The organism is Jeotgalibaca sp. A127 (assembly GCF_052266745.1).
Taxonomy (GTDB): Bacteria; Bacillota; Bacilli; order Lactobacillales; family Aerococcaceae; genus Jeotgalibaca.
This window is the reverse complement of record NZ_JBQPRC010000002.1, coordinates 291,416-315,846: the sequence shown is the minus strand read 5'-3', so window position 1 is coordinate 315,846 and position 24,431 is coordinate 291,416. Positions and strand designations below refer to the sequence as shown.

At 41.7% G+C, this 24,431-nt stretch carries 28 protein-coding genes; 7 read left to right on the top strand and 21 right to left on the bottom strand.

Annotated elements, in window-relative coordinates; translation table 11 throughout:
- Positions 1–21 precede the first annotated feature (21 nt).
- The 3 genes from arcA to ACTVAI_RS03775 all read right to left on the bottom strand — a co-directional run bounded on the left by arcA (position 22) and on the right by ACTVAI_RS03775 (position 3,051).
- The gene (gene arcA, locus ACTVAI_RS03785; RefSeq protein ID WP_443472356.1) at positions 22–1,248 is read right to left on the bottom strand and encodes an arginine deiminase; all 1,227 of its coding nucleotides are present in this window, start codon (positions 1,246–1,248) and stop codon (positions 22–24) included.
- 212 nt (positions 1,249–1,460) lie between these two features.
- Positions 1,461–1,943, bottom strand: a complete 483-nt coding sequence (locus ACTVAI_RS03780; RefSeq protein ID WP_443485909.1) for a prolyl-tRNA synthetase associated domain-containing protein — start codon at positions 1,941–1,943, stop codon at positions 1,461–1,463.
- Between the two features lie 79 nt (positions 1,944–2,022).
- A complete protein-coding gene (locus ACTVAI_RS03775; RefSeq protein WP_443472358.1) occupies positions 2,023–3,051 on the bottom strand; it encodes a 3-deoxy-7-phosphoheptulonate synthase in 1,029 nt (342 codons plus the stop codon).
- 156 nt (positions 3,052–3,207) lie between these two features.
- Between ACTVAI_RS03775 and tnpB the strand changes: the two genes are divergently transcribed.
- Positions 3,208–4,488: an IS200/IS605 family element RNA-guided endonuclease TnpB gene (gene tnpB / locus ACTVAI_RS03770; RefSeq protein WP_443485908.1), complete on the top strand. Its 1,281-nt coding sequence runs from the start codon at positions 3,208–3,210 to the stop codon at positions 4,486–4,488.
- A gap of 65 nt (positions 4,489–4,553) precedes the next feature.
- Here the strand turns inward: tnpB and ACTVAI_RS03765 are convergent, their stop codons facing one another.
- From ACTVAI_RS03765 to ACTVAI_RS03755, 3 genes are read right to left on the bottom strand one after another with little or no spacing between them, the layout of a single operon-like run.
- Positions 4,554–5,369 (bottom strand): PTS system mannose/fructose/sorbose family transporter subunit IID, encoded by an 816-nt coding sequence (locus ACTVAI_RS03765; protein ID WP_443472360.1) that lies wholly within the window; start codon positions 5,367–5,369, stop codon positions 4,554–4,556.
- Entirely contained in the window at positions 5,356–6,159 is an 804-nt protein-coding gene (locus tag ACTVAI_RS03760) for a PTS mannose/fructose/sorbose/N-acetylgalactosamine transporter subunit IIC (protein ID WP_443472361.1), read from the bottom strand. Before ACTVAI_RS03760 ends, ACTVAI_RS03765 begins: the two co-directional genes overlap by 14 nt.
- 4 nt (positions 6,160–6,163) lie before the next feature.
- A complete protein-coding gene (locus ACTVAI_RS03755) occupies positions 6,164–7,093 on the bottom strand; it encodes a PTS mannose/fructose/sorbose transporter subunit IIAB (RefSeq protein ID WP_443485907.1) in 930 nt (309 codons plus the stop codon).
- A gap of 181 nt (positions 7,094–7,274) precedes the next feature.
- Between ACTVAI_RS03755 and ACTVAI_RS03750 the strand changes: the two genes are divergently transcribed.
- Positions 7,275–7,985 carry a GntR family transcriptional regulator gene (locus ACTVAI_RS03750; RefSeq protein ID WP_443485906.1) on the top strand — a complete coding sequence of 237 codons (711 nt, stop codon included), beginning with the start codon at positions 7,275–7,277 and terminating at the stop codon, positions 7,983–7,985.
- Between the two features lie 33 nt (positions 7,986–8,018).
- On the opposite strand, the gene ACTVAI_RS03745 is transcribed toward ACTVAI_RS03750, so the two are convergent.
- The gene (locus ACTVAI_RS03745) at positions 8,019–9,797 is read right to left on the bottom strand and encodes a glycoside hydrolase family 35 protein (RefSeq protein WP_443485905.1); all 1,779 of its coding nucleotides are present in this window, start codon (positions 9,795–9,797) and stop codon (positions 8,019–8,021) included.
- A 235-nt stretch (positions 9,798–10,032) separates the two neighbouring features.
- On the opposite strand from ACTVAI_RS03745, the gene ACTVAI_RS03740 reads away from it, so the two are divergent.
- On the top strand, positions 10,033–10,515 hold the full coding sequence (locus ACTVAI_RS03740) for a nucleoside deaminase (protein WP_443485904.1): 483 nt from the start codon (positions 10,033–10,035) through the stop codon (positions 10,513–10,515).
- Positions 10,516–10,650: 135 nt separating this feature from the next.
- Here the strand turns inward: ACTVAI_RS03740 and ACTVAI_RS03735 are convergent, their stop codons facing one another.
- Both ACTVAI_RS03735 and ACTVAI_RS03730 read right to left on the bottom strand, forming a co-directional pair.
- A complete protein-coding gene (locus ACTVAI_RS03735) occupies positions 10,651–11,421 on the bottom strand; it encodes an HpcH/HpaI aldolase family protein (protein WP_443485903.1) in 771 nt (256 codons plus the stop codon).
- A gap of 90 nt (positions 11,422–11,511) precedes the next feature.
- A complete protein-coding gene (locus tag ACTVAI_RS03730; RefSeq protein ID WP_443485902.1) occupies positions 11,512–12,747 on the bottom strand; it encodes an MFS transporter in 1,236 nt (411 codons plus the stop codon).
- Positions 12,748–13,058: 311 nt separating this feature from the next.
- On the opposite strand from ACTVAI_RS03730, the gene ACTVAI_RS03725 reads away from it, so the two are divergent.
- Entirely contained in the window at positions 13,059–13,589 is a 531-nt protein-coding gene (locus ACTVAI_RS03725) for a VanZ family protein (protein ID WP_443485901.1), read from the top strand.
- Positions 13,590–13,655: 66 nt separating this feature from the next.
- Here the strand turns inward: ACTVAI_RS03725 and ACTVAI_RS03720 are convergent, their stop codons facing one another.
- The 8 genes from ACTVAI_RS03720 to ACTVAI_RS03685 form a co-directional block, all read right to left on the bottom strand.
- On the bottom strand, positions 13,656–14,135 hold the full coding sequence (locus ACTVAI_RS03720) for an SRPBCC domain-containing protein (protein WP_443485900.1): 480 nt from the start codon (positions 14,133–14,135) through the stop codon (positions 13,656–13,658).
- Positions 14,136–14,242: 107 nt separating this feature from the next.
- Positions 14,243–14,368, bottom strand: coding sequence for a hypothetical protein (locus tag ACTVAI_RS03715; protein ID WP_443472369.1), 126 nt, complete (start codon positions 14,366–14,368; stop codon positions 14,243–14,245).
- An 81-nt stretch (positions 14,369–14,449) separates the two neighbouring features.
- A complete protein-coding gene (gene rpsI / locus ACTVAI_RS03710) occupies positions 14,450–14,842 on the bottom strand; it encodes a 30S ribosomal protein S9 (protein WP_443472370.1) in 393 nt (130 codons plus the stop codon).
- Between the two features lie 13 nt (positions 14,843–14,855).
- A complete protein-coding gene (gene rplM, locus ACTVAI_RS03705; protein WP_443472371.1) occupies positions 14,856–15,299 on the bottom strand; it encodes a 50S ribosomal protein L13 in 444 nt (147 codons plus the stop codon).
- Positions 15,300–15,437: 138 nt separating this feature from the next.
- Complete coding sequence (truA, locus tag ACTVAI_RS03700; protein ID WP_443485899.1) at positions 15,438–16,220, bottom strand: tRNA pseudouridine(38-40) synthase TruA; 783 nt, start codon at positions 16,218–16,220, stop codon at positions 15,438–15,440.
- A 22-nt stretch (positions 16,221–16,242) separates the two neighbouring features.
- Positions 16,243–17,040, bottom strand: a complete 798-nt coding sequence (locus ACTVAI_RS03695; protein ID WP_443485898.1) for an energy-coupling factor transporter transmembrane component T family protein — start codon at positions 17,038–17,040, stop codon at positions 16,243–16,245.
- Positions 17,033–17,908, bottom strand: a complete 876-nt coding sequence (locus ACTVAI_RS03690) for an energy-coupling factor ABC transporter ATP-binding protein (RefSeq protein WP_443472374.1) — start codon at positions 17,906–17,908, stop codon at positions 17,033–17,035. Before ACTVAI_RS03690 ends, ACTVAI_RS03695 begins: the two co-directional genes overlap by 8 nt.
- Entirely contained in the window at positions 17,884–18,723 is an 840-nt protein-coding gene (locus ACTVAI_RS03685) for an energy-coupling factor ABC transporter ATP-binding protein (RefSeq protein WP_443472375.1), read from the bottom strand. The genes ACTVAI_RS03690 and ACTVAI_RS03685 overlap by 25 nt, the downstream gene beginning before the upstream one ends.
- A gap of 172 nt (positions 18,724–18,895) precedes the next feature.
- Between ACTVAI_RS03685 and ACTVAI_RS03680 the strand changes: the two genes are divergently transcribed.
- Both ACTVAI_RS03680 and ACTVAI_RS03675 read left to right on the top strand, forming a co-directional pair.
- Positions 18,896–19,645: an alpha/beta hydrolase gene (locus ACTVAI_RS03680; protein ID WP_443485897.1), complete on the top strand. Its 750-nt coding sequence runs from the start codon at positions 18,896–18,898 to the stop codon at positions 19,643–19,645.
- Complete coding sequence (locus ACTVAI_RS03675) at positions 19,632–20,147, top strand: GNAT family N-acetyltransferase (RefSeq protein WP_443485896.1); 516 nt, start codon at positions 19,632–19,634, stop codon at positions 20,145–20,147. Before ACTVAI_RS03680 ends, ACTVAI_RS03675 begins: the two co-directional genes overlap by 14 nt.
- 2 nt (positions 20,148–20,149) lie before the next feature.
- Here ACTVAI_RS03675 and ACTVAI_RS03670 read toward each other — a convergent pair whose 3' ends face one another.
- Entirely contained in the window at positions 20,150–21,100 is a 951-nt protein-coding gene (locus tag ACTVAI_RS03670) for a ring-cleaving dioxygenase (RefSeq protein WP_443485895.1), read from the bottom strand.
- A gap of 84 nt (positions 21,101–21,184) precedes the next feature.
- Between ACTVAI_RS03670 and ACTVAI_RS03665 the strand changes: the two genes are divergently transcribed.
- On the top strand, positions 21,185–22,036 hold the full coding sequence (locus ACTVAI_RS03665) for a nuclease-related domain-containing protein (RefSeq protein ID WP_443485894.1): 852 nt from the start codon (positions 21,185–21,187) through the stop codon (positions 22,034–22,036).
- 575 nt (positions 22,037–22,611) lie between these two features.
- On the opposite strand, the gene rplQ is transcribed toward ACTVAI_RS03665, so the two are convergent.
- From rplQ to rpsK, 3 genes are all read right to left on the bottom strand, one after another.
- Positions 22,612–22,992, bottom strand: a complete 381-nt coding sequence (rplQ, locus tag ACTVAI_RS03660; protein WP_443472380.1) for a 50S ribosomal protein L17 — start codon at positions 22,990–22,992, stop codon at positions 22,612–22,614.
- Positions 22,993–23,019: 27 nt separating this feature from the next.
- Positions 23,020–23,964, bottom strand: coding sequence for a DNA-directed RNA polymerase subunit alpha (locus ACTVAI_RS03655; RefSeq protein ID WP_443472381.1), 945 nt, complete (start codon positions 23,962–23,964; stop codon positions 23,020–23,022).
- A 78-nt stretch (positions 23,965–24,042) separates the two neighbouring features.
- Positions 24,043–24,429, bottom strand: a complete 387-nt coding sequence (gene rpsK / locus ACTVAI_RS03650; RefSeq protein ID WP_443472382.1) for a 30S ribosomal protein S11 — start codon at positions 24,427–24,429, stop codon at positions 24,043–24,045.
- Between the last annotated feature and the right edge of the window lie 2 nt (positions 24,430–24,431).

Here is a 24,431-nt window from a genome sequence, read left to right as displayed (position 1 = left end):
ATTTCCCCTTTTATATTTTATTTAAATATTTTCTCTGTAAACCGGCATACTCATGCAGCGCGGACCCCCACGACCCCGTACAAGTTCACTGCCATCAAATTCATAGACTTTAACCCCTGCTTCACGTAACAGTTGATTCGTGACCGTATTACGGTTATAGACAATCACTTCACCCGGTGCAATTGCCAAAGTATTGGAACCATCATTCCATTGTTCCCGGGCTGCTACAACCGGGTCTCCCCCGCCACAACGAATGAGGGTGACAGCTTCAACGCCTAGGGCTTCGGCCAAAATATGATCAATCGTATCAACTTTTTCCTCAATCTTAACTTCATCGCCATCTTTTGTGACTGAAAATACTTGTAGGTCTCCTTCAATCTCTGGATGGATGGTGAATTTGTCGTAATCAACCATTGTAAACACGGTATCCAGATGCATGAATTTACGATTTTCCGCAATCAGGAATGCGAGCACTTCATCGAAATCGGTATCCTTGAATATATTTTTGGCAAGCTTTTCAATGGAACGGGCATCCGTACGTTGAGAAATTCCGACCGCCAAAGTCTTCTCGGACAGGATGAGAATGTCCCCACCTTCAATCCGCGTTTCTGATTCCCGGTTATAATAGGTTTCAGTCGCTTTTAAATGCGGATGGTAGTCAAATATGTATTTCCCATATAGCGTTTCCCGGTTCCTGGTTTCTGCATACATACGGTTAATGGAAACGCCATGACCTATCGTCGCAAATGGGTCACGGGTAAAATAGAGATTCGGCATTGGGTCTACCAAGAAAGGATAAGTCTCGTTGACTGAGTTAGACAAGGTTGTTGTTTCTGGAATGCTTAGTTCCTGTTTGGTATAACCTTCCATTGTCTTTAATACCATTTCAAAAGTATCATCATAATTCAATAAATCCTGACGAATCGCTTCATAACTTGGACCTTCTGATAATCCGGATTCGGATAACCACTCATCCACAAACTGTTCTTTTACCCCTGCATCATCAATGGCCTCTGCGACGAGTTTTTCCAAATAAAGGACCTCTACGCCATGATCAGTTAATATTTTTGCGAATTCATCGTGCTCTTTTTGCGCTGCTTCAAGAAAAGGAATATCATCAAAAAGCAAACGATCTAAATAGTCGGGAACAAGGTTTTCCAGTTCACGTCCTGGACGATGCAAAATAACTTGTTTCAATCTTCCGATTTCGGAAAAGATATTTACGGCTTTATTTGTACTTGTTGTCATCTGTTGTTTCCTCCTTGTTTTTTCTTAACCTCACTATAGCACGACGAGAAAACGCTTTCTTGTGATTAGTCACAACAATTATGTGACAATAATCACATTCGTTATAGTTTATAACACCTTTTAATCTAATCATAATAATAAATTTACAATAAATCACGTTATTACACGTTTCGTTGTATTTCTATCTCGACACATGAAAATATGATAAAAAATTAAAGTGCAATAGCCTTCCATGAATACCCGAGCCAGGCAATGAATTTTAAAACATCCTGGGTTTCAAGGAATATCGTTTGAGTATTAATGTTAGGATGAAAACTCATTTGCTGTTCAGTGAGAATCGCTTGATCGAAATAGACCTGAATATCTCTTTCAGTATTGTTTATCAAGCCAAAAATCGATACTGACCCTGGTTCCAGTTTCATTTTTTCCATGAGTCTATCCGGTGAGGCCATTTTCACACGATTAGTTTGGACGGTTGTTTGAAACTTTGACATATCAAGTTTCTTGGAGTCATCCATAATAACGAGGTAGAAGGCAGATTTTTTCTTGTTCGTCAGAAACAATGATTTGGTACGTACGCCCTCGATGCCTTCAATATAGCGATTCGCTTCTTCGGTTGTGAAAACGGGTGGATGTTTTATCGTTTCATAGTGAATATGTAATTGCTCTAACAAGCCAAATACTGCTTTTGACATTTCTGCACCTTCTTCATTTTTTTAATTATATCGAATAGGAAGAACAAAGGCACTTTCCGCATTTGGAAAGTGCCTTTGTTTATGCGTTTTTAGCGATGAAACGAACCAGTTCTTCTGTTTTGTCCCAACCAATACATGGATCGGTTATGGATTGTCCGAATTCTGTTCCGCCTGGTTCCTGGCGTCCGTCTTTCAAATAGCTCTCAATCATGAAGCCACGCACATAATTGTGGATATCTTCATTCCACTTCCGGTTCATCAATACTTCCTGGACAATACGGAATTGTTCCAAATATTGCTTGCCGGAGTTGTCATGATTTGTATCAACCATGACAAACGGATTTTGCAAAACGCTACTCTTGTAGAGATTGATCGTCTTCATCAAATCTTCGAAGTGATAATTTGGCACGATTTCCCCACTCTCCATTGAACCACCACGTAAAATAACGTGAGCCAAGGGATTCGAACTTGTTTCCACATCCAGACCGTTGTACATCAATTCTTGTTTTTGTTGGGCAGCGTAAACGGAATTGAACATAACTTTCAAATTGCCGCTGGTTGGATTTTTCATGCCGGTTGGATGATCAATACCACTTGCAACAAAACGGTGTTGTTGGTTTTCAACAGAGCGTGCCCCTACTGCGTGGTAACTGACTAAATCATCGATAAATAATAGATTGTCCGGGTAAAGCATTTCATCCGCAGTTGTCAGTCCGGTTTCTGTAATGACACGATTATGCATACGACGAACGGCAACCATGCCGCGGATAATATCAACATCACCACTTGGATCCGCTTGATGCATCATACCCTTGTAACCATCTCCGTTAGTCCGTGGTTTATTCGTATACACACGTTGGACCATGAAAATTTTATCTTTTACTTCCTCTTGTAATTTCGCCAGACGTCTCGCATATTCAAGTACGGCTTCTTCATTGTCCGCTGAGCAAGGTCCGATAACCAAAAGAATACGTTTGTCTTCACCTTCTATAATTGCCTTTAATTCAGCGTCGCGTGCTACTTTATGAGCGGCTGCTTCTTCTGATAATTTTGTGATTGATTTAATTGTCGCAATGTTAATATGTTTGCTTAATGCATTGAAACTCAATTCAGACCCTCCTTCAAGAAAACTTTTATCCATCTTACCAGATTTTAATGAAGTTTTGGGATTTATTTTGGTTATTTCAGATTTATCATTTTCCGCCAGAAGACTTCCCCCTCAAGAAATGAAATGGGCATCGCCCAATGAGTAGGCGGGAGAGGAATGGCGGTAGGCGTTAGCCTACGTTTTTCTAAGCTATTCTTTGCGTGCTGCACACCTTCCCGCTTGATAAAGAACTTACGTTCGCGTATTGTAGGCTATAAAGAAGGTGAAAAAAATGCGCATCCACAAAGCCTACAAATTCCGTCTCTACCCACCAAAGAGCAACAAATATTGATCGCGAAGACCATCGGCTGTTCCCGTTTTGTGTTCAACCATTTCCTGTCCGAATGGAACAATGTCTACAAAGACACGGGAATGGGACTGAGCTACGGCACCTGTTCCGCCGGGCTGCCTGCGTTGAAGAAAGACCCGGCAACCGCCTGGTTGCAGGAGGTGGACAGCGTCGCCCTGCAATCAGCCGTGCGGAACGTGAGTGATGCTTACGACCGCTTCTTCAAAAAACAGAACGCCGTCCCGCGGTTCAAGAGCAAGCGGAATCCGGTCCAGTCCTACACGACCAGACAGACCAATGGGAACATCGCCGTTTTGGCGAACAGGCTGAAGCTGCCCAAGTTGGGGCTGGTCCGGTTCGCCAAGTCCAAGGAAGTCGCCGGCCGGATCTTGAGCGCCACTGTTCGGCGGAACCCGTCGGGCAACTACTATGTTTCCCTTTTGGTTGAGACGGAGGTTCAGCCCTTGCCGAAAACGGGTTCCGTTTGCGGGGTCGATGTCGGCTTAAAGGCTTTTGCCGTCATTTCCGACGAGACCGTCTACGGAAACCCAAGGGTTTCCCACAAACTGGAGCGGAAACTGGCCAGAGGGCAGAAAATCCTTTCCCGGCGCAGGGGACAGGCCAAAAAGGACGGACGCAAGCTTTTTGAATCGAAAAACTATCAGAAGCAGCGTGTCAAGGTCGCCCGGATCCATGAACGAATCAGTCATGCCAGAGCCGATTACCTGCAAAAGATTTCGACCGAAATCGTCAAAAACCACGACGTCATCGGGATCGAAGACCTGCAGGTGTCCGACATGCTGAAGAACAAAAGGCTTTCCAAAGGAATAGCAGAAGCATCCTGGGCGCAGTTCCGGACGATGCTGGAATACAAAGCGAAATGGTACGGCAAGCAAGTCGTCGCCGTCGCCCGGAACTTCCCTTCCAGCCAACTCTGTTCGTGCTGCGGCTACCAAAACAAAGACGTGAAGAATCTCCGGGTGCGCGAGTGGGATTGCCCGCAATGCAATGCCCACCATGACCGGGATCTGAACGCAAGCATCAATCTCAAAAACGAAGCCATGAGGCTTCTAACCGCAGGAAGCTGCGGGGATAGCCTATTAAGATAACCGGGGGATACCCCGGTGTTCGTAGGAATCCCCCACCTCTAAGCGATAGCGTAGGTGGGGGTAGTTCAAGCGAGGATATTCAGACTTCTCATTGCGACTGAGAGAATTAGAATAATCCAAATAACACGTGTAGAGTTCAATTCTTTTCTACCTAACATCCAATATGTTAGAGCAACCAATAAAGCAGGTACCAAGCCTGGCATGATTGCATCCACTGTGTCTTGTAAAACAAGCTCGACACCTTGATTTTCATAAACATAAGGGACAGATGCTCGAACAACTGTTGGAATTAAAGCACCAATGACTGTAATACCTAAGACTGTAGCAGCATTCGTAAATGAAGTGAGTTTATCTTTTAAGGTCGTAACCAATTTCACACCTTGTTTATATCCAAGTGGCAGTAACAACGAACGGCCATACATCAAGATCATGTTCGCAACAATCCACATGATAACGCCGGCTGCACTCCCTTGTTGTGCCAAACTCGCTGCGATGGATCCGAATATCGTGCCCCAGATAACGTGGAAAAGTGAATCCCCAACACCAGCTAATGAACCCATCAAGGCTGTTTTCAATGCAACAATAGTTTCTTTTGATTCATACCCGTCTTGTTCTTCAATCGCAATATCGATACCCAAAATCAAGTTACCGAAGTTTGCATTTGTGTTAAAGAATTGGTTATGGGTTTCCATCATATCCTGGTACTGTTCCGGTTTGTCGCCATATATTTTCTTCAATGCCGGTAGAATCGCATAGAGGTAACCTGAACTCATCATTCGTTCGTAGTTCCAATTCAACTGACTTCCTAAGATATATCTCCAGCTCATTTTATTTAGATCTTTTTTGGTGATTTTGTTATCCATTGTATTATTCATCCCCATCGAATCCTCCTTCAAAAGTACCTTGTGTAGCTGTTTGAACACTTCCTTGTGTGTGCGCCACTTGATTATTGTCACTGTTATAAACGAACAGCGCCGCCACTAAACCAATCATTGAAATTCCCAACATTGGGATGTTTAAGTATGCAGCCAAGAAGAAGCCAATCAGTAGGTATGGCATATAGCTTTTAGTTGGCATGTAGCGGAGTAAAATCGCAACCCCGACTACCGGTAGCACACCACCAGCTGTCTTCAAGCCGTTCATTAACCACATTGGAATGTTTTCAGTAATGGTAATAACCACGGAATCGCCAACAACTAGCATTAAGAAAATGGGTAAAGCACGGCTCAATCCCCAGAAGATTGAGCCCGCTAAAACTAGGCCAGGAATCTTCTTATCTTGCATCTTTTCAATAGCAGCATCCACACGGTGTAATAGGAATACGTTACCGAGACGTGCTACAACATCCAATTGCAGCATTAAGAGTGAAACAGGAACAGCAAGTCCAATTCCGAACTCTGCCCCTTCTCCTGAGATAATTGCAAAAACCGTACCGATAACAGCACCTGTAAAGTAGTCCGGAATACTCGCTCCACCGAAAGCAGCGATTCCCAGTTGCATCAATTGCAAAGTTCCTCCGACCATCAAACCAACTGTTGTATCTCCCATAATAAGTCCGGTAACAAAACCTGCAATGACAGGTTGCGTCAAAGTGTTGGATATTAATGAATCGTTAATTGCCCAGAATGAAAATATAGTAAGTAATAGTATTTGAAAGAATTCGAGTTGCATAAGCTTATTTCTCCTTATTCGTTAGTTTTTTCATGAAATCTGTTGCTGGTTCATTTGGAACCAATTGCGCTGTTATTGAAACACCACTGTTTGAAATAGCTGTAAATACTTGTTCTTCTTCTTTTGTAATGTAAATATTTTTCGTAATTTCACGGTTTCCTGTTTCGAAACTCATATTTCCTACTGTTAAATACTCTAAGCTACCACCTAAATCAATAAACTTTAGAACATCAGTCGGATTTTTGAAAATTAAGAATAGTCTTTGTTTCCCATATTTACCGCCATTAATATTCTTAACTGCATCTTGAACAGTCAATACCGATAAGCGCATTGATTTCGGTGCAGCCATACGTAAGGATGATTTTTGCAATACATTTTCTGCAGCTGCGTCATTAATCACTAGTAAGCGTTGCGTTTTCAGAGTACTGGACCAAATTCCGGCAACCTGTCCGTGAATCAAACGCTCGTCAATACGGGCATTGACAATATTTGCTTGTCCGGCAAAAGCTTGATATTTTTCAAGTGCATCATCGTTAGACTTGGGTGTATGCACAACTTCTTTTGAAGATGCTTTTAAATCCACCATTGTTTCTTTTGCCGATGCTAAAATCGCATCTGGCGAACGATTGCTTCCCAATACACATTCCAATGCCACTGGTAAAGACAAACCACTAATAATTTCAACGTCCGGATTATCTCTGTAAATTTGTAACGAAACGTTCGCAGGAGTACCGCCCAATAGATCCGCAATAATGATTGTTTCACCTGTAAAGGTTTTCATTTTGTGTTCTAATTCTTCGCCAAATTGTAGGTTATCGCCATCCGGAGCTAGGGAAATGGTGTGGAGATTGGGTTGTTTACCCGCAATCATTTCTAATGAAGATTTCACACCCTCTGCCAATAATCCATGGCTTACTAAAACGATATTTTTCATGTGTTCCTCCATAATTATTTAATTTATTTTGATAACTTAGTCGGTTAAGTTATCAAGAAATTCGTTAATTATCTTACTAAACTGCATTTTTCGAGCTTCTTATAATATTGATTAACGTAAGTTAACATGGTATCCTTGGATAAAATCATCAGCCCCAATGATAAAAGAAGGGAACGTTTCTATGACATTACCGAAATACGAACTCATTAAACAAGACTTATTGAAAGAAATTCAAGAACATAAATTCTCTCCCGGGGATAAATTCTATTCTGAATCCGAGTTGAAAGCACGTTATAACGTCAGCTCTATTACAGTTGTCAAAGCGTTAAATGAACTTGCTGCGGCTGGTTACTTGTATCGTGTCCAAGGGAAAGGTACTTTTGTTTCAAAAGCAAAAATCGGTGCTACTGTTAAATTTTCAGATATTGAAAACCACCCGTTGGATACAGAATCCGTGACCGTCTTATCTATTGAAGAAAAGAATGACGCGGATATTTTGAAAGAACTCGGCCTATCTGTTGATCAATCTTATATACAGATTGTACGGGTAAGGAAAACATTGAACCAGCCCTTCCTCATCCACTTTACTCATTTGCCGCTTAACCTGGTTAAGATGCCAGTTAAGAATAAAGCACATTACGCCAGTATTTACGAAAAAGTAAGAAAAGACTTTGACATTGACATGTACGCACTCGCTTCAACTGAAACGAATGAAATTATTTTCCCTGAAAATCCAGAAATTTTGAACAGCCTTACCTTAAGTTTCCGTGAACCGGTTGTGGTACAAAAGAAACATTCATACCTCAGTGATGGTACGGTAGCTGAGTACGTTGTCAGTTATAAACATTGGAAATATTTCAAAACGAAAATTGAAGTAGAAGCTTTAATTTAACTCGATAGCCGCGAAAGCTTCTATCGAGCTTTTTTATTTATAAACAGGTTTTTCAACAAACTGAAGGCTTTCGATTAATACACCTTCTGTTTCAAATACCACAATTTCGTTCTTGCCCGGTTTTAGTAAATCTTTCGGACAATACAAGGATAAATGTGGTCCCCTTTCCCAATATCTCCCCAGATTAAAACCATTTACAAAAATCACACCTTTTCCGTATTTTGAACAGTCAATAAACGTATCGGCTACTTCGGTGATTTCCGGTGTAAACTTATAGAACGAAGGAGCAGAGTGGTTACTTTCTTGCGTATAATCAATTAGCGCCAGTTGGTCAGCATCTAATTCCAAGGTGAATTGCTCATAGACTTGGTGGAAATGAATGTCGTACATCACACCGCCACGAATTCCTTTTGACTGTGTCGGTGCATTTAACTTATGACCATAGTTCACTCTTCCTTGGTTTTCCAAAAGAATCGTAACCTCTAAGTCGTTGTCGCCCGCCATTTCTTCGAGAATAATATCTTCCCCGATTTCATGTTGTTTTTGTATTTTGATCTTTTCTTCATTCAAGTAAACATGAATCCGGTCACTCGCCTCAACCACACGCAAGCGATTTTCACGGTGATAATTCTTAAGTGTCATTTTGTATAACATATACCCATAGCCACTGCCCGCTTCTTCCATGCGCAAAGGGTATGTGGACTTAATTGGTTTCGCAATCGTATCTAAGGTGTTAAACAAACCAACTGCATTAGCTACTGGGAATTCCCCCAAAGCTTTCAGCGTTTTACGTCGCGGTTCTGCTTGCCAAACATCCGGACAAACTTCTTTAATCACACGTTGAACGGCAAAGTACTTTTCAGTTGGTTGTCCATCTTCAGTTAAAAGGGCGTCATAATCATAGCTGGTAACTTGCGGTAAATCAGTCACTCCACGTGCTGAGCAACCATTATTGAAACCGAAGTTCGTGCCGCCATGAAACATATATAAGTTCAATGAGCCCAGTTCCAGCATTTCTTTCACATCATGTGCCAAGTCTTCCGCATCCCGACGAATAATTTCCTCGCCCCAACGGTTGAACCAACCGTCCCAGAATTCCATACACATCAGTGGCCATTTTTTGTTGTGGCGCTCCATGAAAGCTTTTAGAACAGCTGTATTTTTTTTTGATTTGCTCCCAAAGTTACCCGTAACGAACACGTCATCTTCAATCATGCTGCCTGAATCCAAGACTTCATTCCAAGTGCCATCTGCTGTAAACAGTGGAACACTAACCCCGCAGTTTTGCATAATCATTTTTGTCTGGCGTAAATACTCTTTCTCCATCCCATATGAACCGTATTCATTTTCGATTTGCATCATGATGACCGGGCCACCCGCTGTCACTTGATATGGCGCTAATTTTGGTAATAAATGACTAAAGTAGTTTTCCACTTTTTCAATGAAACGACTGTCTGTTGAACGTAGACGGATATTTGGAATATTTAGTAGCCAAGCCGGCATACCGCCGAATTCCCATTCCGCACAAATATATGCGGATGGACGTAAGATAACCAGAAGTCCTAACTCTTCTGCTTTTTCGATAAACTTAAAAATATTTTTTTCACTTTTAAAATCAAATCGTCCTTCCACTGGTTCGTGGATATTCCAAGGGATGTAGGTTTCTACCGTGTTTGCTCCCAAGGCCTTCAGGTTGTATAAACTGTCTTCCCATTGGCTTGGCATCATCCGGAAATAATGAATGGCTCCACTTATTAATTTAATTGGTTTACCGTTCAAGATAAATTCTTCTTTAATCTCAAAAGTCTTCATTTTACTTCCTTTCTACAACGTCTCCAGAAAAGCCCTTACATTTAGAATGAAAAATGAATGGTTGTTTCAATTGTTTGGAAACCTTTGTGGGTTCTTTAATACCTTTTTAGACTTGATATGTTAACATGTCAAGTTCCATGTTTTTATTATACTTAACACATCAAATATTGCAACACTTAATTTTATTATTTATTTTCTATTTGCTACAATAGCTTTAAAAGGTGGTGGATACCAAATGATTAGTAATAATGATTTAAAGTATTTAACACGCTGTTTGGAATTAGCGCAAGAAGCTTTGGATAAAGGGGACGAACCTTTTGGCTCAGTATTGGTTAGTGAGAATGGAGAAATTTTGTTTGAAGATCACAATCATGTCGCAGGTGGTGACCATACCCAACACCCAGAATTTGCAATTGCACGTTGGGCAGCCCAAAATCTTTCTTCCGAAGAACGTCAAAAAGCTACAGTCTATACATCCGGAGAACATTGTCCCATGTGTGCGGCAGCTCACGGGTGGGTCGGTTTAGGCCGGATTGTTTATGCAAGTTCATCCCAACAACTCGTACAATGGCATAAGGAGCTGGGCCTGCCACCCTCACCTGTCTACAACCTATCCGTTCAGGAAATTATCCGCGATGCAGTAGTGGATGGCCCCGTTCCGGAGTTGGTAGAAAAGATTAAGGAAATGCACCGAAAATTGCATGCAAAAAAACGATAAGTCTCAAGTAAAATGATGATTTGGCTGTTCTACTTGATTGTTTTCCCGATAAGTCTCAAGTAAAATTTGTTTTTCAGAAATCTACTTTACCCTTTATGGGCAAAAATAAAGACGATGCGGATTGCCCGCATCGTCTTATTTAACTTCTTCAATCAGCTTTCTGCCTGCATTTATCATCAGGTTCGTGTCCATGCCAAAAGTAACCGCATGGAAGCCTTTTTGATAGTACTGCTTCGTATCTTCCACATCCATACTGAAGGTGATGATAAACTTACCATTGTCGTTTACCGCTTTTCGGATGCGTTCGACCGCCTCCACAAATTTCGGATGATTAAATTGGGTCGGAATTCCCATTGCAATCGATAGATCATAAGGCCCCAGGAATATGCCGGCTACGCCCTCCATTGCCACAATTTCCTCGATGTTTTCAAGCGACTCCACCGTTTCACACTGCGGGATAATCAACGTATTTTCGTTCATGTCCGCAAATAAGGTCTCAATGTCTTTCACTCTTTCATCAAACCCAAAATCCGTCAAGCGTGATGTGAAAAACCCCCGCTGTCCCAGCGGCGGATACTTGCCCCAATTTACAATCCGCCTCACTTCTTCCACTGACCGCACATTCGGAATCACCAAACCCTGAATTCCGATATCAAGGGCACGCAAGATATTTTCCCGTGAGATATCCGATATCCTTAAAAGCGGTGTGATATTACGATAATCGGCCGTTTGAACCAGTTCTTTCAACGAACTTATGGGAGTCGTACTATGCTCCAAATCGACAATAAAATAATCAAAACCCGCCACGCTCAGTGCCTCAATAATCAAGGTGTCATTCGTTTCCACAAAAGTACCAAGTAATTTTTCATCATTTTCAAGCTTGGAAATCATATTATTCTGTAACATCCCTACACCTCTCCCCTTAATGAAAACGATACCATAATAATCCGTTATTTTCAGCTTGGTGTTGCACGGAGGGGAACTGAAGAAAATATTTTAGATAGCTTCCGATATTTCTTTTTTAGCTTTTCGGGTCATCAGGGTTAATAAAGAGATATTAAATACGTTTACCACCAGGGTCAATAGTAACGCAGGTGAATAGGACCCCGCAAAATCAAATAAATATCCTATTAAAGATATCGATGCTGCGCCACTGGTCGAAACGCCAAAAGAAATTAACGGGAAGAATTTATTAAAATAATGATTTCCCAACTGCTCCTTTGCCAAAAGTGTTATCCCTACAGCAGGAATCGCAAAAGCAGAACCATATAAAAATGCGCCCAGTATCAAAAACGAAGGACTTGGGGTGGTCAATACGATCCCCACCGCAAAGGAATTGATTACAAGCATGACGAGATTAGCCACTGTTGCGTTTAACCGGTCACTTATGGCCCCAATCATCATTTTGAAAAGGATGCTGCCTATCATCGTCCCCGACAACATCATTGCCCCTATCCCGGCACTATACCCATTTGCTTCCGAGAAGCTCGGGAAATGCTGGACAATCCCGCCAACCGAAGTATGGGCGACTGCTACTACCATAATCGACAAGAGCAGGTGCTTATTAAAGTTTTTTTCCGATACCTGAACTTTTTCCTTAAACTTGTTCGTTTGGATCACTTCTCCGGCACCGAACGGCAATAACCCTTCAGACTGTGGCTCTACAGCAAACGGTATAATGATTCCAGGAAGTAATAGTAAAATAATTAAAGCACCAGATATAAAATAACTATATCGCCAACCCACTTGTCCAATCAAACCAGCAAAAATAGGCGTGAGCAAGGCGCCTGATAAGCCAGTAAAACTTACTATGATACTCGTCACCAACCCATGATGCTTGTGAAACCAATGATTGATGACAATGGCAATGGGAACCATCGAAATAAGCCCGGCCCCAACGCCTCTGATACTGCCCCATAAATTAAACTGCCATAAGTGATGGGAAAACCCCATCATGATATTCGGAACACTGGTCAAAAGCGCTGCAGCTAACAAGAGATACTTAAAATGATACTTTTCCATTAACCTCGGAACATATAAAGCGACAATAGCGGAAATAAATAACGTGAGCGTTGTATGCAGCGAGAAATCACCGCGTTGAAACCCAAGATCGATTGCCACGGGGGATAAAAATACCCCACCCAAGTTTATGGGAATACTAAAACTGGCGATTAAACCACACAATATCGCCACCACGAGCCAGTGTTTTTTACTATTATTTTTTTTATTCACTGTATCCACCTCTATACATGATATCGAAAAAAAAACCGTTTAAATTTATGTCCTCTTTCCAGTTGCTGCGTGAATCTCACCATACTATCTCAATTATATATTTTAACCGCTTCCATAACCATGACTACCCGTGTGTTGTTTGCATACTTTTTGACTGTAAACGTTTTTTCGTTGATTAATTTGCTGAATAGATAAAATTGAGTAACATTATAGATTTCGTTAGCTTCGGTGCAAATACATCCCAGGGCCGATTCAAATTTTGACCAACAACGGTAAAATTTCGATACATTATACGAAAGAAGGTCTATTACATGCAAACTACCCTATCCGGACTTATTTTGATTCCTCTTTTTTTACTGACAGTATTTTATGTCATGAAATATAAAGCGAGTGACAACCTTTCTGCCTTACAGAAAATAACAGTTGTTTCTTGTATTTTTTATGGTTTTGCAGTCATATACCTAACATTCTTCCCTTTCCAGATTCAAACTGGGATATATGCGAACCAAACATCTTGGCAAAGTCGAATTAATTTTGATCCTGTTCTTGATTTATCCGCCCTACCTAATTTGCTGATGCTCGCACCTCTGGCAGTTTACTATTACTTGATGAACGAGAACGCATCACTACTAAAAACCGTTAGATTAGGTTTTATTCTCAGTTTTGCGATTGAATTTCTACAGTTTCTGACAAACTACTTCTTGGGTGGTTGGCGAGGCGCGGATGTAGCCGATATAGTGGTGAATACACTCGGAGCTGCACTTGGATTTTTAGTCATTAAGGATATTTTCAAAAACGCAAAGTCCGATTCTTCATTGCACCAATTTAAGCTTTATAACTAAAATTGACCTAAATAAAGAGACGATAAACACCTAAAGTAGGTGGATTTCGTCTCTTTTTTCATTTCCCTATCTCGTCTCTACAAAACTCGCAAGATTTTCTAAGGTGGAGCTTAATCCATCAATATGATCGCTCTTACGGATTCCTTCGGGTACGTTTTCCGCAATAATCGACACTTTTGTTCCTTCCAATACTTCTTCGAAATACCAAATCATGATCATTTCTCCGGCAAAAGAAGCATCCTCGGAATCAAAAATGCCCGCCTCTGCGATTTTCTGATTTGGAATCAACTCCAAGAATGTCCCACAAATTGTATCAGTGTCAGCGGTCGTTTTTCCAGCGTTGGTGTCTTTTTCGTTGTAAGTGAGGGTAAGTTCATACCTCCCCCCGACATGTGGCTCAAAACGGCATATTTCGCCCGTCATCCCTTCAGGTGGTAACCACTGTACCAGTGCATTTGGATTCATGTAGGCTTCATAGAGAATATGCGGTGCGGCAGCGATAACTTTTGAGACAGTGTCAACTCTTCCATGAGTTTTATTTTCCATCACCAGGACTCCTCTCATAAGGGAAGTAACGGTTTTATCGCTTTTAGTATACCACCTCCGCAAATAAAAAAAGACATCTCCAACTCGGAAAATGTCTTTACTATCTGCTACTTATGCAATACCGGTCTTGGACGCATAAACTTACCGTCGTTTTTTGCGACTGTTTTTTGGTCGGATTTTCCGCCTGATTGTTTGTTTTTGATGATTTCCATCATTTTTTCTTTTGCATTCATCTTCTTACCTTCTTTCTTCTTTCAAAAAAAGACACTTCCCATATAAGTGAGAAGTGTCCTGAAACATTGATATGTAATATATTAACGTTTTGAGAATTGAGCTGCTTTACGCGCTTTCTTCAAACCTGGTTTCTTACGTTCAACCATACGAGGGTCACGAGTAAGAAGTCCAGCAGCTTTTAGAGGTGCGCGGAAATCTGGGTCTACTGAAAGTAGAGCGCGAGAAATTCCGTGACGAGCTGCTCCAGCTTGTCCAGTGAAGCCACCGCCGTTAACGTTAACGTAGATGTCATAGCTTCCTAGAGTGTCTGTAATGTTCAATGGTTGTTTGATTACTTCGTACAAGTAAGGGAATGGAATGTAATCTTCCATGTCTTTCTTGTTGAAGACAATTTTACCTGTTCCGGGTACTAAACGTACGCGAGCAGTTGAGTTTTTACGGCGACCAGTGCCGATATATTGTGCTTGTGCCAATGTTATTCCCTCCTTAAATTAGGTTAGTGATATCTAAAACTTCTGGTTTTTGAGCTGCATGTGGGTGAGTTGCTTCACCGTAAACATGTAGTTTTCTGAATTGGTCAGAACCTAGTGCACCTTTTGGAAGCATACCTTTGATTGAGTATTCCATTAGACGACGAGAGTTCTTAGCACGCAATTCTCCAGCAGTAACCTGTTTTAGACCACCGATATAGCCTGAGTGGCGAGAATAGATTTTGTCTGATGCTTTTTTACCTGTCAATTTAACTTTGTCTGCATTAATAATAATAACGAAGTCACCAGTATCCACATGTGGTGTGTAAGTTGGTTTGTTTTTTCCACGCAAGATTGATGCAGCGATTGATGAAATACGTCCCATAGGAACATCTGTTGCATCGATAACGTACCATTTGCGTTCGATTTCGTTGGTTTTAGCCATGTATGTTGTACGCACGTTCTTTTCCTCCATATTCTTATCTGAATGTTTGATCCATCTGAGTTTCCGGGGCTCTTGTGGGGCAAACAATACCGTCTTATATAATACAACACCCCCGAGCGTTTGTCAAATTTTTTTGAAAAAAATAACCGCTTTTTATAAGCGGTCAAATTTTTCTTTGAATGTGTTGTCGTAATAGACATCTACTAAGTACAAACCTTTACCTGATGCGGTCGGACCAGCTTCGTTACGATCCTTTACTTCAAGCAGGCGATCGATTTCTTCCGGCTTTTTCAAACCATCCGCAATCTGTAAACAGGTCCCGACGAAAATACGAATCTGGTTGTATAAAAAACCGTTTCCGATAAAGGTAAACACGAGCTCATTCGCTGCTTCGTCTATCTCATATTTCGCGACATACACGGTCCGCACTAAGTTTTCTTTATCCGTTTTGGTGGAACAAAAACTGGTAAAATCGTGTTCCCCGATTAACTTATCTAAGGACTCTTTCAGAGCAACCAAGTTCATTCGGTAAGGATGATGCAACGTGTAGAACCGTTTAAAGGGATCCGCAAAGCGGTTCAAATCCACCCGGTACACATATTTCTTCCCCACCGCCGAATAGCGGGCGTGGAAATCATCAGAAACTTTCTCTACCTGTTTGATGGAAATATCAGCCGGTAACATACTGTTCAGGGCCAATCGCAATGATTCGGGCTTAATCTGAATCGGCAAGTTGAAGTGAATCACCTGGCCCAAAGCATGGACGCCGGAATCAGTTCGGCCAGACGCATCGATTTTGATGGTCTGGCCTTTCATCATCTTTTTCAAGGCTTTTTCAAGTTCCGTTTGAATGCTGTTGCCGTTTGTTTGCACTTGGTAGCCGACGTAATTCGTCCCGTCATACTGGACAATGCATTTATAGCGTTGTGTAAGCATTATCCACCTACCTTTCAAATTATTAATTTCTTAGGAAAATCAAAAGCAGCGTTAAAGCCAGAAATGTAACCATCGCGATGGTATCGCGTGCTTGCCAGTTCAATTCCCGATACTTCGTCCGCCCCTCGCCCCCTTGATACCCACGTGCTTCCATGGCATTTGCCAGTTCATCGGCACGGTTAAAGGAACTTACAAACAACGGGACCAGAATCGGTGTGACAGCCTTCATTTGCTGAACGATATTTCCCTCACCAAAGTCGACCCCACGCGCACGTTGTGCATTCATGATTTTGGAAGCTTCATCCATCAACGTTGGTACAAAACGTAAAGCAATGGATAGCATCAAAGCCAATTCATGGACGGGTACTTTGAAGCGTTTCAAAGGTCCCAACAAGGACTCAATGGCATCCGTCAAAGATAAAGGCATCGTCGTCAACGTCAATAACGTCGACATAAAAATGATCAAGACAAAACGCATGAAGATAAAGGCCCCATTGATTAATCCAAATGAGGTCACACGAATGATCCCAAAACTGAAGTAGGTTTCCCCACCTGTTGTAAATAAAATTTGTAAAATCACAGTGAATGAAATCAACCAAATCAGTGGTTTAACCCCGTTAATAAATACTTTCAATGGAATATCGGACAAGTAAACACACAAGATGGTAAAGAGTGTCATTGCCAAATAGGTCCACCAGTTATTTGCCAAAAAGATAATGACGATAAAGTAAAAGGCACCAATCAATTTAGCACGCGGATCCATTTTATGGATGAAGGAATCACCTTGAATGTAACGACCGAACAGTAATTTCTCAAGCATCCAAGCCACCTTCTTTCAGCTTTTGAATGATTGCAGCAGCTAAACGTGAGGTTCCAAGCGGACGCTCGTCACCAAAGTCGATGCCTGTTTTTTGTGAAAATTCCTGTAGAAATTGCAGAGATGCTGGTAGACCCAGTTGTTTTTCTTGTAGCCATTCTGCATCAAGGAAAATTTCTGCCGGTGATCCCATTTTCACAACCGTTCCTTTTTCCATAATGATGACGTGGTCTGCATAAGTTGCCACATCATCCATTTGGTGCGTAACCAAAACGATGGAAATCCCCTGTTGTTCGTGTAAGTTATTAAACATGGTCATGATTTCGCGACGTCCTGCTGGATCAAGTCCGGCTGTCGGTTCATCTAGAATCAAGACTTCGGGTTTCATTGCCAATACACCCGCAATCGCAACCCGGCGCATCTGCCCTCCGGATAAATCGAACGGTGAGCGGTCCATGAATGTTTCATCCAGGCCGACTAGCGGTAATGTTTCTTTGGCCAAAGCGAGCGCTTCTTCTTCTGAAACACCGAAGTTCATCGGTCCAAAAGCGATGTCTTTAGCAATTGTTTCTTCAAACAACTGTGATTCCGGAAATTGGAAAACAATCCCCACTTTTTTACGGATGAATTTAAGATTTTTATTGTTGGTTTTGTTGTCAATGACACGGTCGCCGATGGTTACGGTCCCCGTGGTCGGTTTCAACAAGGCATTCAAGTGTTGGGTAACGGTTGATTTACCGCTGCCGGTATGGCCGATTAGAGCCGTGTAGCTGCCTTCCGGAATAGCCAGGTTGACATCATAGAGGGCCCGGCTTTCGAATGGTGTGCCGGCTCCGTATGAATACCCTACATCTTTGAGAATAATGTCCATAGCCATTCCACCATCCTTTCTTCGGTTAAGTATTCGGCTGGAACTTCCAGTCCTTGACGAGATAACTGGAACTTCAATTTTTCAGGGAACGGGATATCCAAGCCCATATCGATGATTTCTGCACCGACGGAGAAAATTTCTTCGGGTGTTCCGATGCGTTTCAGTTCCCCGGCCTGCATTACGAAAATGCGGTTTGCTTGTGCCGCCTCGTCAATGTCATGCGTGATGGAAATAACAGTTAAATCGCGTTCTTTTTTCAATTGGCGGATTGTTTCGATTACTTCTTTCCGGCCTTTCGGATCCAGCATCGTTGTCGCTTCATCCAAAATAATGATACCTGGAGCCAAGGCAATGATCCCGGCAATCGCAACCCGTTGTTTTTGACCACCCGATAGACGTGCGGGTTCCTTATCCATGAAATCGTGCATGTTAACGGCTTTGACGGCACTAGCCACACGTTCATGCATTTCCTCACGCGGAACACCAATGTTTTCCAAACCAAATGCCACGTCGTCCTGAACGGTTGAACCAACAAACTGGTTGTCCGGATTTTGGAAAACCATACCGACTTTGCGACGGACATCCCATACTGTTTCTTCAGTTAATTTTGTGCCACCGATGATAACTTCCCCTGCATCTGCTTCAATCAAACCATTGATGGTTTTAGCAAGTGTGGATTTCCCTGAACCATTTGGGCCAATAACGGCAATCCATTCTCCTTTGTTGATTGAAAGCGAAACGTCATTAAGGGCTGGGCGGATGTCATCTTCAGAATATGTAAATGAGATGTTTTTTAATTGAACCATTTCTTCCATAAATAACCCTACTTCCTTCGAACTTCACTTAAGCTTATTATATGATAATCAAATATTTTAATATATAAAAGTGCATGGTTGACAATGATTTTGTCACTTATCTAGTATACTTGAAATAGAGTGAAATTGCATTAGGTGTCTTGACACTTTTTTAGGAAATGGAGGAATGAGAATGGGCGTCGTGAATGGAACGATGTGGTCGGATGCTCTGGGGATGAAGGTTGGATACACAGCCGTTTTACCGGAAGGAATCAAGGGACCTTATGAGGTTCTTTATCTGTTACATGGTCATTCTGATGATCAACATGCTTGGCTTTATAACACAGGATTGACACGATATTTAGGGGAGCGTAATCTGGCGGTATTCATGCCACAAGTACATTTGAGTTTTTATACTGATATGGTGTCTGGCGGAAATTACTGGACATTTATCAGTGAGGAATTTCCCCAGAAGTTACATCACATGTTTCGTTTGTCAGATAAACGGGAAGAAAATTTTGTGGCGGGCTTGTCGATGGGTGGCTATGGGGCGTTTAAATTAGGTCTACGTCATCCGGAACGTTTCCGCGGTGCGGCCTCTTTTTCAGGTGCAGTGGATATTGTTTCACTATGGGAAGCCGACACCAACCGCAATCAAACCTTCACGCTCTCTTTTGGGTCCTTGGAGGCTTTACGGGGCTCCGATGATGACTTAGTTGCTTTAATTGAGAAGCTCTCACCTGAGGACGTTTTGCCGTCTTTTTACCAATCATGTGGGACCGAAGATTTTTTGATAGAAAATAACCGATTGTTTAAAAAGTTGCTGGAGCCTTTTGATTTAGTATACAAGGAACGACCCGGCACTCACAATTGGGATTTTTGGGACGGTGAATTGGTGGAATTATTTAAATGGATGGATGGGATAAAAAATGATAATGCATAAATGTGAATTAAAGGATTTAGAAGCACTCCGAGAAATTAGCATCGAGACGTTTTCTGATACGTTTGCGGCGGACAATACCCCAGAAGATTTAAAAACCTATTTAGATCGCGCGTACAACAAGGAACAGTTGTTGACGGAATTAAAAAATCCAAACTCTTTTTTCTATTTTATTTATATGGATGGAAATCTGGCTGGATACTTGAAGTTGAATACAGGTTTAGCCCAGACTGAGGAAATGGGAGCTGAGTCTCTTGAAGTTGAACGCATTTATGTGCGGACAGCATTCAAGCGCCGTGGTTTAGGAAAACAGTTGATTGATTTCGCTATTGAAACAGCACGTGAGTTGAATAAACAAGCAATTTGGTTAGGTGTTTGGGAACATAATGATAAGGCATTGGCTTTTTATAAATCATTGGGATTCGAACAGACCGGTGCGCATTCATTTTTCATGGGTGATGACGAACAAACCGATTTCGTGATGACAAAAAGACTAGGAGATTAATCCTAGTCTTCTTTTATGCCTTTAAGTGGGTTTAATTTCCCCATTATTTCATCGCGTTGTGGTTCAAGAAACGGCGGTAAATCGAGGATTGTACCTAATTCCTCCGGTTTTTGGTCGACGGTAAAGCCCGGACCATCAGTTGCCAATTCGAACATGATGTCGTTATGGTCCCGGAAATATAAACTTTCGAAGTAATAGCGATCGTGTCGTGCGACGACTTCGTAGCCGTGTTGGGTTATTTTTTCATGCCACTCATTTAAAGCTTCATGGTCCGCTACGCGAATGGCAAGGTGGTGGGTGCTGCCACGCCCGGGACGTTCTTTTGGCCCTTCTTTTTCCGTAACGAGAATTTCACCCGTTTGGTCGCCTTCTACGGCTTGGTAGAGGGCTTCTTTGCCGTTGTTGTAAACTTCATGATAGTTGAAAAGGTCTACGAGTGTTTTTTTGGATTCAGCTAAATCACGGACGACAAATTCAACAGGCCCCATCCCTTTGATTTGTTGATCCAATGGAATCGGTGAATCTGGCCATGGTTCGAAAAATGGTGCATGTGTCCCGTTGCTGGCAATAAGTGCCAATTGGACCGTGTCGTTGTCCTGAAAAAGGATAGCAGAATAATTAGCGTACATACCAACCTCGTATTTAATTTTGTAATCGGTTAGTCGTTTTTGCCAATATGGGAAGCTGTCTTCATTTTCAAGTAATAGACCCACAGTCGTAATGGCATTCGTTCCTCGTTTGGTATTCCCTAGACGCTGGTTTTCAAAAAAGGTCAGGTCGAAACCTGGACTTCCGGTATTATCACCGTAAAACAGGTGGTATTGATAGGGATCGTTTTGGTTTACGCTGACTTTGACGCGTTTTAAACCAAGGATATCCCGGTAAAAACGCGTATTATCGTCTCCTGATTTGGTTCGCATCGAAATGTGATGATGTCCCAAGATTTGTGTCATACAATCACTCCTTAAAAATAATTTTAACATATTTAAAGCTTTTAAGGATTTTTTGCGTATATATATGTGAGAGGAGGTTTCCAAATGAAACCTATAACGTTGAGAATGATGGAAGCTTTGGCTGATCGGATGGTGCTTGATAAAGAATGTGTTATATATTTGCAGAATATGCGGAATGGTTACGAAGGTGAATGTGAGTTTGGGGTATTGATGGAGTCATTGAAGTCTCCACATTTACTATTACATGATTTGTATTTTGAACCAAAATTCTCAGGCGCGATACAGATTGACTTTTTGCTGTTAATTGGAAATTCGATTATCGTTTATGAAGTTAAGAATTATTCGGGTGTGTGGACTTATGGTGAAGAAGTTTATCGACAAGGCAATATGGAAAGGTCCAATCCGTTGATCCAATCAGCACGGACAAAAAACAACTTCAAAATTTTGTTGCGTGAAATGGGCTATTCCCATATAACGGTTGAAGCAGTCGTCCTTCACATCGGAAAGAATTTTACGTTATTGCAAGCACCAGATAATCGGAATGTGGTGTTACCTACCCAGATCGCTGATCATTTGGCGAAGTTGAATAGCTATCAATATCCCATTTCAGAGCAGTTAGCTAATTTGGCACAAGTATTACCTAAAAGGACGATGGATCCCCCACCGTTTACAAAAATGATTCCAGAGTATAGTTTCGAAGCGCTGAGGAAGGGTTTGCGGTGTGAGCAGTGTGGGGAACTAGCGGTTCGATTTTCGCAACGCATCTATCATTGTCAATCATGCAATTATAAGGGGAGGAACCGCACAGCAATTAAGTCGGCAATCGATGAGTTTAAACTGTTGTTTCCCGATCAGGTATTATCAGGTTTCACTCTTTCGAAGTGGTGCGATGGGACAATTTCGCCTTCTCATTGTAGAAAAATATTACGCAAGTGATTACTCAGATTGAATTTCCTTCTTGAGTAATCACATTAGGTTGAAAAACGATTACTCAAGTCGATATTATTCGCTGAGTAATCACTTTGATGGAAAAAGTGATTACTCAGACCGGAAAATGCGTCTGAGTAATCACCCTGTCTCTCATTAAGGTTCTATTATTTATGGTATTGGTAGGTATTCTTCTCGGAAATCCCGCAGGACGGTGGGGTTCTTGTGGCCGGGTCAAGGATGCAAGCCCGGAGACTACAGGCTCAGGGCGGTCCCACGGCAGTACACAAGCAAACACGCTAGCCGAAAGGCATTTCCTTCACCAACACCAGATAACCAAGAACCCTAATTAAACACAAAAAAAAGAGGCCTACGCCTCTTAAATGAAACCTATTTGAACGGTATTTGGTGCTTAGAAAAAAAAATAGAGCTGAACTTCAGTGTTCATCTCTTCGCATAAACAAATGGTGAGCCGCTTACGGAAATCGGAAATTTCCGTAAGGGTCCACGAGCTAGACTAGTTTCTCTACCTTGCGGGAGAAACAACCATCATAGCGCTCTTTTCATCTGAAAATGGTTGTTAATTAAACTAATTCAATGATAACCATTGGAGCTGCGTCACCGCGGCGTGGTTCTGTTTTAAGAATACGAGTGTATCCACCTTGACGTTCAGCATAACGCTCAGCCAAGCCACTGAAAAGTTTTTGCAATGCAGTTTCAACAACGATTGCTTCGCCATCTTCACGTACATCTGCTACTTCGTTACGAACATATTCTGCTGCCAAACGGCGTGCTGCTAAGTCGCCACGTTTTCCTAGTGTAATCATTTTCTCAGTCGTTTTACGGATTTCTTTAGCGCGAGCTTCAGTTGTCACGATACGTTCGTTAATGATTAGGTCAGTAGTCAAATCGCGGAGCATAGCTTTTCTTTGTGAACTTGAACGTCCTAATTTACGATAAGCCATTTCTGGTAATCCTCCTTTGTTGCAGTACTAGTCATCTTGACGTAAGGATAGCTCTAGGTCAGAAAGTTTGTTTTTAACTTCCTCTAGAGATTTACGTCCCAGATTACGTACTTTTATCATTTCTGCTTCTGACTTTTCAGTCAGTTCTTGGATTGTGTTGATTCCTGCGCGTTTCAAACAGTTGTATGAACGAACAGAAAGATCAAGTTCTTCGATTGTCATTTCAAGCATTTTCTCTTTTTGAGTTTCCTCTTTTTCAACCATAACTTCAGCCTTGCGAGCTTCGTCAGTCAGGTTAACGAAAATGTTCAAATGTTCAGTAAGGATTTTAGCTGCCAAGCTGACTGCTTCTTCCGGACTGACAGAACCATCTGTCCAAACATCCAATGTTAATTTGTCATATATATTTTTTTGACCGATACGTGTATTTTCAACTTGGTAGTTAACTTTGTTAACAGGAGTGAAAATCGAATCGACTGGAATAACACCAATTGGCATATTTTCCGTTTTGTTGTGTTCAGAGCGAACGTAACCGCGGCCGTTCTTTGCGTCCATGCGCACGTGGAAATGTGCACCTTCAGCTACTGTACAAATATATAAATCAGGGTTTAAAACTTCTACATCACTATCATGATTGATGTCTGCAGCAGTTACGACTGCAGGACCTTTCACATCGATTTCGATTGTTTTATCTTCTTCGGAGAAGAATTTCAAAGCCAATTGTTTAATGTTTAGGACGATTTGAGTAACGTCTTCTAAAACACCTTCAATTGCTGAAAATTCGTGTAGTACACCATCGATTTGAAGTGTAGTTACAGCTGTACCTGGAAGTGAAGACAATAGAATACGACGTAATGAGTTACCAAGCGTTGTCCCATATCCCCGTTCAAGTGGTTCCACAACGAATTTGCCGAATGTAGCATCCTCGCTGATCTCAATCGTTTCAATTCTTGGTTTTTCAATTTCGATCATATGTCAATTTACCCCTTTCAAAACGGTTCGTTCATCCTAGTGAGGCCATTGCGTTACAACAACATCAAGATATAAAAATTATACCCGACGACGTTTTGGTGGACGGCATCCATTGTGAGGAATAGGAGTAACGTCACGAATTGCGCTAACTTCCAAACCAGCTGCTTGTAGAGAACGGATTGCAGCTTCACGTCCTGAACCAGGACCTTTAACTGAAACTTCAACAGATTTCATTCCGTGTTCCATAGAAACTTTAGCAGCAGCTTCTGCAGCCATTTGAGCAGCAAAAGGTGTTGATTTACGAGAACCTCTAAAACCTAATGCACCAGCAGAAGACCATGAGATAGCATTTCCATGAACATCAGTAATCATAACAATTGTATTATTAAATGTAGAACGGATATGTGCTACTCCGGATTCAATATTCTTTTTCACACGACGTTTACGTGATACTTTTTTAGCCATGA